This is a genomic window from Actinomadura flavalba DSM 45200 (assembly GCF_000374305.1).
In the GTDB taxonomy this organism is placed as follows: domain Bacteria; phylum Actinomycetota; class Actinomycetes; order Streptosporangiales; family Streptosporangiaceae; genus Spirillospora; species Spirillospora flavalba.
This window is the reverse complement of sequence record NZ_KB894097.1, coordinates 387,305-400,845: the sequence shown is the minus strand read 5'-3', so window position 1 is coordinate 400,845 and position 13,541 is coordinate 387,305. Positions and strand designations below refer to the sequence as shown.

Genomic DNA, 13,541 nt, shown 5'->3' with positions numbered 1-13,541 from the left:
CGTGTGCGGCCGCCGGACGTGCGCGGGTCAGCGGGCGTGTCGCGGGTCAGCGGGCGTGCCGTGGGTGACGGGCGTGCATCGCGGGAGGAGCGGCGGGCGCCGGCGTCACATCTTGCGGAGGACGGCGACGACGCGGCCGAGGATGCTCGCCTCATCGCCGGGGATGGGCTCGTAGGCGGGGTTCTGCGGCATGAGCCAGGTGTGGCCGTCGCGGTGCTTGAGGGTCTTGACGGTGGCCTCGCCCTCGATCATGGCGGCGACGATGTCGCCCTGCTCGGCGACGGGCTGCTGGCGGACGACGACCCAGTCGCCGTCGGCGATGGCGGCGTCGATCATGGAGTCGCCGGTGACCTGGAGCAGGAAGTGCGTGCCCTCGCCGACGAGCTGCTTGGGCAGCGTGAAGACGTCCTCGACGGCCTCTTCGGCGAGGATCGGGCCACCGGCGGCGATGCGGCCGACGAGCGGCACGTAGGCCGGGGCGGGGCGGGGCGAGCCGTCGGCCGTCTCGACCTCCTCCTCGGAGCGGACGGGCGTGGCGCCCGGCACGCGGACCTCGACCGCGCGGGGACGGTTCGGGTCGCGGTGGAGGAAGCCCTTGCGCTGGAGCGTGCGGAGCTGGTGCGACACGCTGGAGGTGCTGGTGAGGCCCACGGCGGAGCCGATCTCGCGCATCGACGGCGGGTAACCGCGGCGCTGCACCGAATCACGGATCACTTCGAGGACCATGCGCTGACGCTGGGTCAGCCCGGTCTCGTCAATGGGACCGTCGGGCAGCTCCCGGACCTTGCTCATCGCTCGTCGCCTCCCAGCGCCGGAACCGTCACTCCTCGTCGTCGAACGCTATCGCGTTCCCGGCCGGTGATCAAACAATTGTTCGAAGTCGGTACTCGTCATCCTGCGCGGCCTGCGGTAGAACATCGTACAGGCGTTCGATCGAAAACGCGTTCGAACGCCCGATCGGCGGCAAGGGGGCCCAACATGTCAGGTTCGCTCCGACGCGGGTACGCAGACCCGCCCGACCACACCCACCACCAGCCCGGCGTCCGCGGCCACCTCCGCCTGGTCCCGGCCACCCCACCCCACGACACCCGACCCGACCACGACCCGGCCCAGACCACCACCGACCCACGCCGCCCCACGCCACAACCGCGCGACGCACGCCCCTCCACACGCCGCAGATCCACCACCCACCAGCCCGCGCCACGCAGGACCCCACCGACTCTCCCCGTACCGCCCTCCTCCGACCCACGCCCGTTCCCACCGCGCCGACCACCGGAAAGCCAGCCCACCCCGCGCCCGACCCCACCGCGCCAGTCCACGCGCGGCGGGACTTCGCAACGCCCGACGACACCGACCCCGACCCCGTCAGCTCGGCCCGCACAACGCCCGGCCGCTCCAAGCCCGGCCGCTCCAAGCCCGGCCGCACCGAGCCCGTCCGCGCAGCGCCCGTCCGCGCAGCGCCCGGCCGCGCAACGTCCGTCCGCGTCACGTCCGTCCGCGCCGCGCTCGCCCGCACAACACCCGACCGCGCCGAGCCCGACGCCATCGGGGCAGCGCCCGGCCGCGCCGAGCCCGGCCGTGCAGCGTCCGGCCGCGCCGAGCCCGGCCGTGCAGCGCCCGGCCGTGCAGCGCCCGGCCGCGCCGAGCACGGCCCCGTCGAGGCGGTCCGCGCAGCGCTCATCCGCGCAGCGCCCGGCCGCGCAGCGCCCGGCCGCGCAGCGCCCGGCCGCGCAGGGCCCGACCGCGCAAGGCCCGGCCGTGCAGCGCTCGTCCGCGCCGCGCTCGTCTGCGCAGCGCCCGACCGCGCAGGGCCCGACCGCGCAGGGCCCGACCGCGCCGCGCTCGTCTGCGCAGCGCCCGGCCGCGTCGGGGCGGTCTGCGGCACGCTCATCCGCGCCCCGCTCATCCGCGCCCCGCTCATCCGCGCCCCGCTCGGCCGCGCAGGGCCCGGCCGGGCAGCGTTCGGCTGTGGCGGAGCGGCTGGTGGGCGGTTCGTCTGCGTTGGGGTCGGCCGCGTCGCGTGGGGCGGTGGGACGCTCGGGGTCGCGGCGGCGGGGCGTGCCGGGTTCCGGTGTGTCGGGGTCGGGGGCAGCGCGGGTCGTGCGGGGGCGGCCGGGTGCGGGGCCGGGGGCGGGGGCTCGGTCCACGGGGCGGCGTCGGGGCGGGGTGCGGTTGACGCGGCGGGGGCGGGCGCTCGTCGTGCTGTTGTTCGCCGCCGCGCTTCTCGGGACGGGGTGGGCGGCGGGGTGCTCCGCCGCGCGGGCGGGCGGGGAACCGGCCGCCGCCGCTCCGGTCGCGGCGGCGCCGCGGCCCGTCTTGGAGGTCGTCGTGGGGGAGCGCGACACGCTGTGGGGGATCGCGGAACGACGTGATCCCGGGGGCGACGCGGGGGCGCTCGTACGCCGGATCGTCGCGTTGAACGGGCTCGGCACGACGATCGTCCAGCCGGGCCAGCGGCTGCGCGTCCCCTGAGCCGACGGGGTATGTTCACCGGGGTGTTCGGGCAGGTCGGAGACGGTCCGGTGGTCGCCGGGAGTGATCGTCCGGCCGCGACACGCCCGGCCCGGAACGCGGGAGACGCGATGTGACCAGGGTCTACGGACGTGGCTCGCGATCCGGCTTGCGCAGCCCCCGCCCGCCCCTTACGGTTGACCACAACATCTAGTAATTACACAGATGTTCTTATCCACAGGTTGTGTTCCCGTGGGTCGGTTGGCAACTGTCAGGGATGGGGGGAACGCGTGCACTGCCCGTTCTGCCGCAACCCCGACAGCCGCGTGATCGACAGCCGCTCCACCGAGGACGGAGCCGCCATCCGGCGGCGTCGCTCCTGCCCGGAGTGCGGCAAGCGGTTCACCACCCAGGAGAACGTGCTCCTCATGGTGGCCAAGCGCAGCGGGGTCACCGAGCCGTTCTCCCGCGAGAAGATCATCGCCGGGGTGCGCAGGGCCTGCCAGGGGCGCCCGGTCGACGAGGACGCGCTCGCCAAGCTCGGCCAGCGCGTCGAGGAGGCGATCCGCGGCACCGGCATCGCCGAGATCCCCTCGAACGAGGTGGGTCTGGCGATTCTCGGGCCGCTCGGGGAGCTGGACGAGGTCGCCTACCTCAGATTCGCCTCGGTCTACCGGAGCTTCGAGTCGCTCGACGACTTCGCCCGGGAGATCGAGACCCTGCGCGGCGGTCAGCCCGCCGGTCCGGCGCCGTCCGGCTAGAACGCCGGTGGTCGCCGCCGGGCGGCACCTTCCATCAGCACAGAGGCAGCACCCCAGGACCGGATGATCCGGTCCTGGTCAGACGTTGTTCCAACAGGACCCGAATGCGGCGGGTCCGGAGGGGGAAGTCCATGACGGAGACGGTGAGCGGTTCGGCGGCCAAGCGGGGCAAGGGGGGCCGCAAGGGGCTGAAGGTCGAACGGATCTTCACCACGCCCGGCGTGCACCCGTACGACGAGATCCGCTGGGAGCGCCGCGACGTCGTCATGACGAACTGGCGCGACGGCTCGGTCAACTTCGAGCAGCGCGGCGTCGAGTTCCCCGACTTCTGGTCGCTGAACGCGGTGAACATCGTCACGTCCAAGTACTTCCGGGGCGCCGTCGGCACTCCGGCGCGCGAATGGAGCCTCAAGCAGCTCATCGACCGCGTCGTCGGCATGTACGCGACGACGGGCCGCGAGCAGGGCTACTTCGCCACGCCCGAGGACGCGGAGATCTTCGAGCACGAGCTGACGTACGCCCTGGCGCACCAGCTCTTCAGCTTCAACTCGCCGGTCTGGTTCAACGTCGGCACCAAGTCGCCGCAGCAGGTCTCGGCGTGCTTCATCCTGTCGGTCGACGACACGATGGAGTCGATCCTGGAGTGGTACAAGGAAGAGGGGATCATCTTCAAGGGCGGGTCCGGCGCGGGCCTGAACCTGTCGCGCATCCGCTCGTCCAAGGAACTGCTGTCCTCGGGCGGCACCGCGTCCGGCCCGGTGTCGTTCATGCGCGGCGCCGACGCCTCCGCCGGGACGATCAAGTCCGGCGGCGCGACGCGGCGGGCCGCCAAGATGGTCGTCCTCGACGTGGACCACCCCGACGTCGCGGAGTTCATCGAGACCAAGGCGCGCGAGGAGGACAAGATCCGCGCGCTGCGCGACGCCGGGTTCGACATGGACCTCGGCGGCAAGGACATCGGCAGCGTCCAGTACCAGAACGCCAACAACTCGGTCCGCGTGTCGGACGAGTTCATGCGCGCCGTCGAGAGCGGCGGCGACTTCGCGCTGCGCGCCCGGATGACGGGCGAGGTCGTGGAGACGGTGTCCGCCAAGGACCTGTTCCGCCTCATGGCCAAGGCCGCCTGGGAGTGCGCCGACCCCGGCATCCAGTACGACGACGTCATCAACGACTGGCACACCAACCCCGAGACGGGCCGCATCACCGCGTCGAACCCGTGCTCGGAGTACATGTCGCTGGACAACTCGTCGTGCAACCTGGCCAGCATCAACCTGCTGACGTTCCTCGACGCGAACGACGTGTTCGACGTGGAGCGGTTCGTCAAGCTCACCGAGCTGGTCATCACCGCGATGGACATCTCCATCACGTTCGCCGACTTCCCGACCGAGAAGATCGGCGAGACGACCCGCGACTACCGGCAGCTCGGCATCGGCTACGCCAACCTGGGCGCGCTGCTGATGGCGACGGGCCACGCCTACGACTCCGAGGGCGGCCGGTCGCTCGCGGCGGCGATCACCTCGCTGATGACGGGCGTCGCCTACCGCCGTTCGGCGGAGCTGGCGGGCGTCGTCGGCCCGTACGCGGGCTACGCGCGCAACGCCGAGGCGCACAAGCGCGTCATGCGCAAGCACGCCGCCGCCAACGACGACGTCCGTCCCCTGGACACGATGGACGCGTCGCTGCACGCCGCCGCCGCGAAGCAGTGGGCCGAGTGCCTGAAGACCGGTGAGAAGAACGGCTACCGCAACGCGCAGGCGTCGCTGCTCGCGCCGACCGGCACCATCGGCCTCATGATGGACTGCGACACCACCGGCATCGAGCCCGACCTGGCGCTGGTGAAGTTCAAGAAGCTCGTCGGCGGCGGCTCGATGCAGATCGTGAACCACACGGTCCCGCGTGCGCTGAGGAACCTCGGCTACCAGCAGGAGCAGATCGAGGCGATCGTCGAGTACATCTCCGAGAACGGCCACGTCGTCGACGCTCCCGGCCTGCGCCTGGAGCACTACGAGGTGTTCGACTGCGCGATGGGTGAGCGGGCGATCCCGCCGATGGGCCACGTCCGGATGATGGCGGCCGTGCAGCCGTTCCTGTCGGGCGCGATCTCCAAGACGGTGAACATGCCGGAGCAGGCCACCATCGAGGACATCGAGAAGGTGTACTTCGAGGGCTGGAAGCTGGGCCTGAAGGCGCTGGCGATCTACCGCGACAACTGCAAGGTGGGCCAGCCGCTGTCGGCGGCGGGCAAGAAGGAGAAGGCCGCCCCGGCACCCGCCGCGGTCGCGGTGGCCGAGCCGCCGCGTCCGGTCCGCAAGCGGCTGCCCAAGCAGCGCCCGGCGACGGTGACGCGGTTCTCGGTGGCGGGCGCCGAGGGCTACATGACGGCGTCGTCCTACCCCGACGACGGCCTGGGCGAGGTGTTCCTCAAGCTCGGCAAGCAGGGTTCGACGCTCGCTGGCGTGATGGACGCGTTCTCCATGGCGATCTCCATCAGCCTCCAGTACGGCGTGCCGCTGGAGACCTGGGTGGAGAAGTTCACCAACATGCGGTTCGAGCCGGCGGGCATGACCGACGACCCGGACATCCGCATGGCGACGTCGGTGATGGACTACATCTTCCGCCGTCTCGCGCTGGACAACATGCCGTTCGACCAGCGCGCCGAACTCGGCATCTTCACCGCCGCCGAGCGCGCCATGCAGGCCAACGGCGAAGACCCGGCGACCCTGCACGCCGACGCGGACGTCGAGCACGACATGCTCGCCCAGACGGCGGAGATCACCCCGCCGTCCGAGCCGCGCCCGGCCGCCGCCCCGGCTCCCGCGACGCCGCAGCCGTCCTCTCTGGAGGCGGTCCAGGGCCGCACCGCCGACGCGCCGCTCTGCATGACCTGCGGCACCAAGATGCGCCCGGCGGGAAGCTGCTACGTCTGCGAGGGCTGCGGCTCCACCAGCGGTTGCAGCTAGCCTGACGCGTCCGGCACGAGGGGGGACCGGTCCGCCGGTTCCCCCTTTCGGCGTTAGCGTGAGAGGTCCGGCGAGCGAGGAGGACGGCGTTGAGCGATCTGGACGTGCGGCCCGAGGCGGTGCGGACCGGGGGCCGGGACGAGGTGTCGGCCGCGCCGGTGCGGGAGGTCCTGCGGGCGCGGGACGTGCCGCTGGGGGAGAGCACGGTCGTGCGGCGGCTGCTGCCGAGCCTGGGGCGGCGGATGGTCGGGGCGTGGTGCTTCGTCGACCACTACGGGCCGGACGACATCGCGGGCGAACCCGGCATGCAGGTGCCGCCGCATCCGCACATCGGGTTGCAGACGGTGAGCTGGCTGCACGGCGGCGAAGTGCTGCACCGGGACAGCCTCGGCAGCCTCCAGACGGTCCGGCCGCGCGAGCTGGGGCTGATGACGGCGGGACGCGGCATCGCGCACTCGGAGGAGTCGCCCGCCGACCATTCGCGGGTCCTGCACGGCGCGCAGCTCTGGGTGGCGCTGCCGGACGAGCACCGCCACACCGAGCCCGCGTTCGAGCACCACGGCGACCTGCCGCGCGTCACCGGCGGCGGGTTCGACGCGACCGTCGTCCTCGGCGCGTTCGACGGCGCCGTCTCGCCGGGACGCACGTTCACGCCGATCGTCGGCGCGGACGTCACGCTGCGCGACGGGGCTGAGGTCGCCGTCCCGCTGGAGCCCGACTTCGAGTACGCGGTGCTGACGATGTCGGGCGAGACCGACGTGGACGGCGTTCGGCTCGCGCCCGGATCGATGCTGTATCTCGGCTGCGGGCGGCGCGAGCTGCCGCTGCGCGCGTACGGTGACGCCGGGTTCGTGCTGCTCGGCGGGGAGCCGTTCGCCGAGAGGCTCGTCATGTGGTGGAACTTCGTCGGGCGTACCGGCGAGGAGATCGCGCAGGCGAGCGCGCAGTGGAACGCGGGGGAGCGGTTCGGGACCGTCCACGGGTACGCGGGGCCGCCGCTGCCCGCGCCGCCGCTGCCGGCCACGCCGCTGAAGGCGCGCGGCCGGACGCGCTGACGTCGCGGTCCGGGAACCTCTCGGCCGCGTCGTCCGTCTCCGACGACGAGGGACCGGACGCCGTCCGGCAGGAGGAGGAACGCGACATGTCCATGCAGAAGGGCGCCAACACCCCGGTGTCCGCCGCCTCGGTGCGGGTGGAGCTCGGGTGGCGCAGCGGGATGGGCGTTCCGGACGCGGACGCGTCCGCGCTGCTCGTGACCGACGCCGGCCGCGTGCGGTCCGACGACGACTTCGTCTTCTACAACCAGCCCGCGCACGCGTCGGGCGCCGTGCGGCACGAGGGCAAGCAGCGCGGGGCCGAGGTGCGCGACGTGCTCGCCGTGGACCTGGCGCGGGTCGAACCCGCCGTCGAGAAGGTCGTCGTGGCCGCCTCGGCGGACGGCGGCACGTTCGGGCAGTTCCAGGGCCTGTACGTGCGGGTGCTGGACGCCGCGTCCGGCGCGGAGATCGCCCGGTTCGACAGCCCCGGCGCCACCACCGAGACGGCGTTCGTCCTCGGGGAGCTGTACCGGCGTCAGGGCGCGTGGAAGTTCCGCGCCGTCGGCCAGGGCTACGACTCGGGGCTGGCCGGGCTCGCCACCGACTTCGGCATCACGGTCGACGAAGCCCCGGCCCCGCCATCCGCGCCGCCGCAGCACACGCCGCCTCCGCCGCCCGCGCAGCAGTACACGCCCCCGCCCGGCGGCGCTCACACGCCCCCGCCCGGTCAGTACGCCCCGCCGCCTGGTAGCGCACCCACGCCGCCCGGCCAGTACGCCCCTCCGGCCGGTGGCGCCCCCACACCGCCCGGCCAGTACGCGCCCCCGCCCAGCGGTGCTTACCCGCCTCCGCCTCCGCCCGGCGGTCAGTACGCCCCGCCGCCTCCGCCGCCGGGTGGGCAGTACACGCCTCCGCCGGGTGGGCGGCAGGCGGCGCCGTCGGGCGGCGGGGCGATCTCGCTGACGAAGAACGCGCCGTCGGTGTCGCTGACCAAGCACGGCGCCACGTCCGGCAACATGCGCGTCAACCTGAACTGGACGGCCCGCGCGGGCGTCGCCACCGGCCTGTTCGGCAAGCGCCGCCGGGGCCACGACCTCGACCTCGACCTGTGCTGCCTGTGGGAACTCCAGGACGGCCGCAAGGGCATCATCCACGCCCTGGGCGACATGGGCAGCCTCCAGAAGGCGCCGTTCATCCAGCTCGACAAGGACGACCGCACCGGCGCCGTCGCGGCGGGCGAGAACCTCACGATCAACCTCGACCACACCGCGAAGTTCCGCCGCATCCTGGTCTTCGCCGAGATCTACGACGGCGCCGACGACTTCCGCGGCCTCGACGCCATCGCCACGCTGTACCCGGTCGGCGCGCCGCCCATCGAGATGCGCATGGACGACTGCTCCGACGCGTCCCGCGACGCCGTCCTCGCGCTCATCGAGAACGTGAACGGCGAGCTGGTCGTCCGCCGCGAGGGCCGGTTCGTGCCGCCGCCGCCGGGCCGTCCGCGCTGGGGCAAGATGTCGGTCGACCAGGCGTACGGCTGGAACCTGGAGTGGGTCGCGGCTCGCGGCAAGGACTGATCTTGCGGGCCGGGCGCCGCCGGGATAGGAACGAGGGCATGAGCCCTGCCGAGCGGTACCCGGTGGTCCCGGCCCCCCGGTTCGACGTCCCGGCGGCGCAGGCGGTGGCGCGGGCGGAGGCGTTCGCGGACGTGATGGCGCTGCGCCGCACCGTGCGCGACTTCGCCGCGCGCCCGGTCCCCGCCGACGTGCTGGAGCACGCCGTCCGCGCGGCGGCGACGGCGCCGAGCGGCGCGAACCTCCAGCCGTGGCGGTTCGTCGTGCTCACCGATCCCGAGCGCAAGCGGCGGCTCCGCGCGGCGGCCGAGGCCGCCGAACGCGAGTTCTACGCGCATCGCGCCTCGGCCGAGTGGCTGGACGCGTTGGCGCCGCTCGGCACCGACGCGAGCAAGCCGTTCCTGGAGGACGCCCCGGCCGTGATCGTGGTGTTCGAGGTCCACCGGGGTCCGAGCACCCCGCGCCCGTACTACGTGAAGGAGTCGGTGGGCATCGCCGTCGGCCTCCTGCTGGCCGCGCTGCACCAGGCGGGGCTGGCGACGCTGACGCACACGCCGAGCCCGATGCGGTTCCTCAACGAGGTCTGCGAACGGCCCCGCGAGGAACGCGCCTACGTCGTGATCCCGGTCGGCTATCCCGCCGAGGGCGCCACCGTTCCCGACATCACCCGCAAACCGCACGACGACGTGATCGTCCGGCTCTAGCGCGCGGCCTTGACGAGCCGGTCCGCGAGCTTCTTGTCGTGCGCGGCGCGGACGAGACCGGCGGCGAAGCGGGCGAGGTCGTCGTCGGGCACCTGGCGGGCCAGGCGCTTCTGGTCGGTGGGCAGGCCGAGCCGGTCGGCGCCCTTCAGTGTGAGGTCGTCCAGGTAGGGGCGCAGCCACGGCCAGGCCGCCTGCGCCTCGCGGCAGAAGATGTCGGCGCCGGTCGGGCCGATGCCGGGGAACTCCTGGAGGAGTTCACGGACGCGGCGGGCGTCCGCACCGGCCGCGTCGGCGAGCCGCCGCAGGTCGCCCCGGTAGGTGTCCAGGGCGAGGTCGGCGCACTCACCGAGGCGGGTCGCCGTCGACTCGTCGTAGCGGCGGTAGTGGCCCCGGCCGAGGGCGTCCACGCGCTGCTGCCAGGTGAGGTCGCGCATGCCGCGCGCGGTGCCGCCCCCGGCCGCGTACAGTTCGCGGGCCGCCGCGACGGCGATGTCGGCGTTGATGCGGGCGCTCAGCAGGTTGGCCAGCACGAGCAGCTTGAACAGCGCGGCGGGCTGGTCCTTGACGGCGAAGCCCGCCTGCCGGGCGTAGGTCTCGCTGCCCGCGTCCCTGAGCAGTTCTTCCACGACGTCGTCCATGCACGCGGCCCTACCCGCGAGGCCCGGCGGTGACGCATCAGAGCAGGCTGAGCTGGCCTTCCCCGGCGAGCGGGTCGCGGTGGGTGCGCAGGTGCCGCCACTTGGGCAGATCGTCCAGATAGGACCAGGACATCCGGTGATGTGGCGTCGGCCCGTGTTCGGCCAGCGCCTTCTGGTGGTCGGGCGAGGGGTATCCGGCGCTCTCAGCGAACGCGTAGCCGGGGAACTCGGCGCCGAGCCCCGCCATCAGCGCGTCGCGGCGCACCTTGGCCAGGACGGACGCGGCCGCGACGGTGACCGACCGCTGGTCGGCCTTGACCGCGCAGCGCACCCGCCACGGACGGCCGAGGAAGTCGTGCCCGCCGTCCAGCAGGACGACGTCGGGCGGCTCGGGCAGCGCCTCCAGCGCGCGGACGGCGGCGCGGCGCAGCGCGGCCGTCATCCCGAGTTCGTCGATCTCGGCGGGGGACGCCGACCCGATCGCGTGCCCGGCCAGCCAGCCGGGCAGGACGTCCGCGAACGCCTCCCGGTGCGCGGCCGTCAGCAGCTTGGAATCGGTGAGCCGGACGGTCTTGCCCCCGCGCCCCGGCAGCTCCGGCGGCGCGGACAGATCGGTCACCGCCGCGCAGACCATCACCGGTCCGGCCCACGCGCCCCGGCCGACCTCGTCCACCCCGGCGATGCGGACCGGGCCGAGCGCGGCCCGCAACTCGTCCTCGATCGCGTAGCCCGCCGGAGCGGGAACCGGGGCGGCGTCGGGCAGGCCGGGCAGGGCGTCGGTCACGGCGGGCTCCGGGGAAGGAAACGGCGGGTCAGGCCCGACCCTACGCGGCGCGGCGCGGCCGGGCCGGACAACACGCGTGTCAATCGACCTTGCCCGGGTAGTCCCGTTCCGGTCGGTCCTGCGATTTACTCGGTGAGATGGCTCAGTTCGGCGGTTTCCGCTCCCGCCCGGCGACGGCGATAGCCACGACGGCACGGGATCTGTTCGAGCGCCTGCGCTCCCGGTACTTCCAGATCCCGGCGGGCCTGCGCTTCCTGGGCGGCGTCGTGCTGCTCGCGGGCATCGTCGCGGGGGCCGTCCTGGCGAACCTCCCCGTTCCGGCCGCCGCCGCGTCGGCCGCGATCCTGCTCGTCGTCGTCCATCTGACGCTGCGGTCCCCGGCCGGCATGGCCGTCGTGCTCGTCGTCGCGGCCTGGCTCGCCGCGTCGTTCCCGCTGGCGTCCCGGTATCCGGACGGCGGCTACGAGGCGCTGCTGCTGGCGTCGCTCGCCCTGCCCGTCGCGTTCGCCGCGCTGCGGCTGAGCGGGTACGCGCCGTGGCGGACGGCGCTGGTCGCGCTGCTGCTGGCCGGGATCGCCGCGGCGGCCACCGCCGCGCTCGCCCCGGCGGCCGGGGTGCTGCCCGCGTGGGTGCTGGCTGCCGCCGTCCTCGGGTACCGCTGGAACCGCGCACGCCGTACGGTGGCCGCGGAGGCGTACGAGACGGGATGGGTGCAGGAGCAGGAGCAGGCACCGGCCGCTCCGGGAGGGGACGCCATGACCGTGCCGAGACCCCGCGACGGCGACCCCGCCGCCACGGGGGTGCCGGCGGCCGTGCAGGCGGCCTACGAGCAGCGCGCCGCCGCCGCGCCCGCGCCGCCCGAGCGGGGCGAGCCGGTGCCGCCGCCGATCTCGGTGGACGAGGCGCTGACCGAACTGGCGGACATGGTCGGGCTGGAGCCGGTCAAGCGGCAGGTGTCCTCGGTCGCCGCGTCGATCGAGGCCGCGCACCTGCGCGCCGCCGCCGGGGTGCCGACGGAGAAGCCGATGCGGCACTTCGTGTTCGTCGGCCCGTCCGGGACGGGCAAGACGACGGTCGCCCGCGTCCTGGCCAAGATCTTCTACGCGTTCGGGCTGCTGCCGACGCCGTCGGTGGTGGAGGCGGGCCGCGCCGATCTCGTCGGTGACCACCTCGGCGCCACCGCGATCAAGACCAACGAGCTCGTCGACTCCGCGCTCGGCGGCGTGCTGTTCATCGACGAGGCGTACGGCCTGGTCAACGCGGCCGAGGGCCAGCCCGACCGGTTCGGCAACGAGGCCGTGCAGACTCTGCTCAAGCGCGCCGAGGACGACCGCGACCACCTCGTCATCATCCTGGCCGGGTACGAGGCGCAGATGGCCGAGTTCCTCGACTCCAACCCCGGGCTGGCGTCGCGGTTCGGCACCCGCGTGCACTTCCCGTCGTACCGGCCGCCGGAGCTGCTGCGGATCGCGGACTACCACGTCGAGCTGCGCGGCGACCGGTTCGCCGACGACGCGCGCGAGCGGCTGCGCGACCGGTTCGAGGAGGTGCGGCGGCGCGGCATCGTGGATGAACTCGGCAACGGGCGGTTCGTCCGGTCGCTGGCCGAGGCCGCCGCCCGCGCCCGCGACCTGCGGGTGGTGAACGCGGTGACGGGCGTCCCGCCGTCCGCCGACGACCTGGTGACGCTGCGCGCCGCCGACGTCGAGGCCGCCTACGCCGAGGTCACCGAACGCTTCCGCGACTACGCCGAGACGCCCACGCTGGACGAGGCGCTCGGCTCGCTGGACGCGATGATCGGGCTCGCGCCGGTGAAGCGGCAGGTCCGGCAGATCGCCGCGCAGCTCCGCGTCGACCGGCTCCGCCAGGAACAGGGCCTGGTGACGCGTCCGCCGACGCGGCACTTCGTCTTCACCGGCCCGCCCGGCACCGGCAAGACGACGGTCGCGCGGGCGCTCGGGCAGGTGTTCGCGGCGCTCGGCCTGCTGGCGCGGCCGTCGGTGGTCGAGGCGCAGCGCGCCGACCTGGTCGGTGACCACCTCGGCTCGACCGCGATCAAGACCAACAAGGTGATCGACTCGGCGCTCGGCGGCGTGCTGTTCGTGGACGAGGCGTACGCGCTGGCCAACCCCGGCTACGCGGGCGGCGACGCGTTCGGCGCCGAGGCCGTGCAGACGCTGCTCAAGCGCGCCGAGGACGACCGGGACCGGCTCGTCGTCGTGCTCGCGGGCTACGACGCCGACATGGACCGTTTCCTGGCGTCCAACCCGGGGCTGGCCTCGCGGTTCGGCGTCCGCGTCGAGTTCCCGTCCTACGGGCCGGACGAGCTGCTGCGGATCGCGCAGCTCATGGCCGAGCAGGGCGGCGACGTGTGGGAGGAACGGGCGCTGGACGACCTCGCGCTGGTGTTCCAGCGGGTCGTCGGGCAGGGCCGGATCGACGAGCTGGGCAACGGCCGGTTCGCGCGGTCGCTGTACGAGAAGGCGTCCGCGTGCCGGGCGCTGCGCGCGGCCGAGCTGGCGGACGCCACCGCCGAGGACCTCACCGTCCTGACCGCCGACGACGTCCGGGACGCGTTCGCGGAGCTGACCCAGCGGCTGTTCCTGTCGTAGGCGTGTGATGTCATGCGGGG

10 protein-coding genes are annotated in these 13,541 nt (G+C 73.7%); 7 read left to right on the top strand and 3 right to left on the bottom strand.

Annotated features, from left to right (window positions below; all coding sequences use genetic code 11):
- Positions 1-105: 105 nt before the first annotated feature.
- Positions 106-792: a transcriptional repressor LexA gene (gene lexA, locus C229_RS0120565; protein WP_018656993.1), complete on the bottom strand. Its 687-nt coding sequence runs from the start codon at positions 790-792 to the stop codon at positions 106-108.
- A gap of 1,380 nt (positions 793-2,172) precedes the next feature.
- On the opposite strand from lexA, the gene C229_RS31280 reads away from it, so the two are divergent.
- The 6 genes from C229_RS31280 (at position 2,173) to C229_RS0120535 (ending at position 9,487) form a co-directional block, all read left to right on the top strand.
- Positions 2,173-2,472: a LysM peptidoglycan-binding domain-containing protein gene (locus C229_RS31280; protein ID WP_018656992.1), complete on the top strand. Its 300-nt coding sequence runs from the start codon at positions 2,173-2,175 to the stop codon at positions 2,470-2,472.
- 269 nt (positions 2,473-2,741) lie between these two features.
- Positions 2,742-3,212: a transcriptional regulator NrdR gene (gene nrdR, locus C229_RS0120555; protein WP_018656991.1), complete on the top strand. Its 471-nt coding sequence runs from the start codon at positions 2,742-2,744 to the stop codon at positions 3,210-3,212.
- Between the two features lie 131 nt (positions 3,213-3,343).
- Entirely contained in the window at positions 3,344-6,172 is a 2,829-nt protein-coding gene (locus C229_RS0120550; RefSeq protein ID WP_018656990.1) for a vitamin B12-dependent ribonucleotide reductase, read from the top strand.
- 89 nt (positions 6,173-6,261) lie between these two features.
- Positions 6,262-7,227, top strand: coding sequence for a pirin family protein (locus C229_RS0120545; RefSeq protein ID WP_018656989.1), 966 nt, complete (start codon positions 6,262-6,264; stop codon positions 7,225-7,227).
- 86 nt (positions 7,228-7,313) lie between these two features.
- Complete coding sequence (locus C229_RS0120540; RefSeq protein ID WP_026313993.1) at positions 7,314-8,786, top strand: TerD family protein; 1,473 nt, start codon at positions 7,314-7,316, stop codon at positions 8,784-8,786.
- A gap of 38 nt (positions 8,787-8,824) precedes the next feature.
- The gene (locus tag C229_RS0120535; protein ID WP_026313992.1) at positions 8,825-9,487 is read left to right on the top strand and encodes a nitroreductase family protein; all 663 of its coding nucleotides are present in this window, start codon (positions 8,825-8,827) and stop codon (positions 9,485-9,487) included.
- Here the strand turns inward: C229_RS0120535 and C229_RS0120530 are convergent.
- A complete protein-coding gene (locus tag C229_RS0120530; protein ID WP_018656986.1) occupies positions 9,484-10,125 on the bottom strand; it encodes an HhH-GDP family DNA glycosylase in 642 nt (213 codons plus the stop codon). The two genes, C229_RS0120535 and C229_RS0120530, sit on opposite strands and share 4 nt — an antisense overlap.
- 37 nt (positions 10,126-10,162) lie before the next feature.
- On the bottom strand, positions 10,163-10,909 hold the full coding sequence (locus tag C229_RS0120525; RefSeq protein WP_018656985.1) for a ribonuclease HII: 747 nt from the start codon (positions 10,907-10,909) through the stop codon (positions 10,163-10,165).
- 137 nt (positions 10,910-11,046) lie between these two features.
- Between C229_RS0120525 and C229_RS0120520 the strand changes: the two genes are divergently transcribed.
- Positions 11,047-13,521: an AAA family ATPase gene (locus C229_RS0120520; protein ID WP_018656984.1), complete on the top strand. Its 2,475-nt coding sequence runs from the start codon at positions 11,047-11,049 to the stop codon at positions 13,519-13,521.
- Positions 13,522-13,541: the final 20 nt, after the last annotated feature.

Bases quoted from the DNA above. Each gene is read 5' to 3' on its own strand.
- C229_RS0120520 (WP_018656984.1), top strand. From the start codon at position 11,047: ATGGCTCAGTTCGGCGGTTTCCGCTCCCGCCCGGCGACGGCGATAGCC.
- lexA (WP_018656993.1), bottom strand. From the start codon at position 792: ATGAGCAAGGTCCGGGAGCTGCCCGACGGTCCCATTGACGAGACCGGG.
- C229_RS0120535 (WP_026313992.1), top strand. From the start codon at position 8,825: ATGAGCCCTGCCGAGCGGTACCCGGTGGTCCCGGCCCCCCGGTTCGAC.
- C229_RS0120530 (WP_018656986.1), bottom strand. From the start codon at position 10,125: ATGGACGACGTCGTGGAAGAACTGCTCAGGGACGCGGGCAGCGAGACC.
- C229_RS0120550 (WP_018656990.1), top strand. From the start codon at position 3,344: ATGACGGAGACGGTGAGCGGTTCGGCGGCCAAGCGGGGCAAGGGGGGC.
- C229_RS0120540 (WP_026313993.1), top strand. From the start codon at position 7,314: ATGTCCATGCAGAAGGGCGCCAACACCCCGGTGTCCGCCGCCTCGGTG.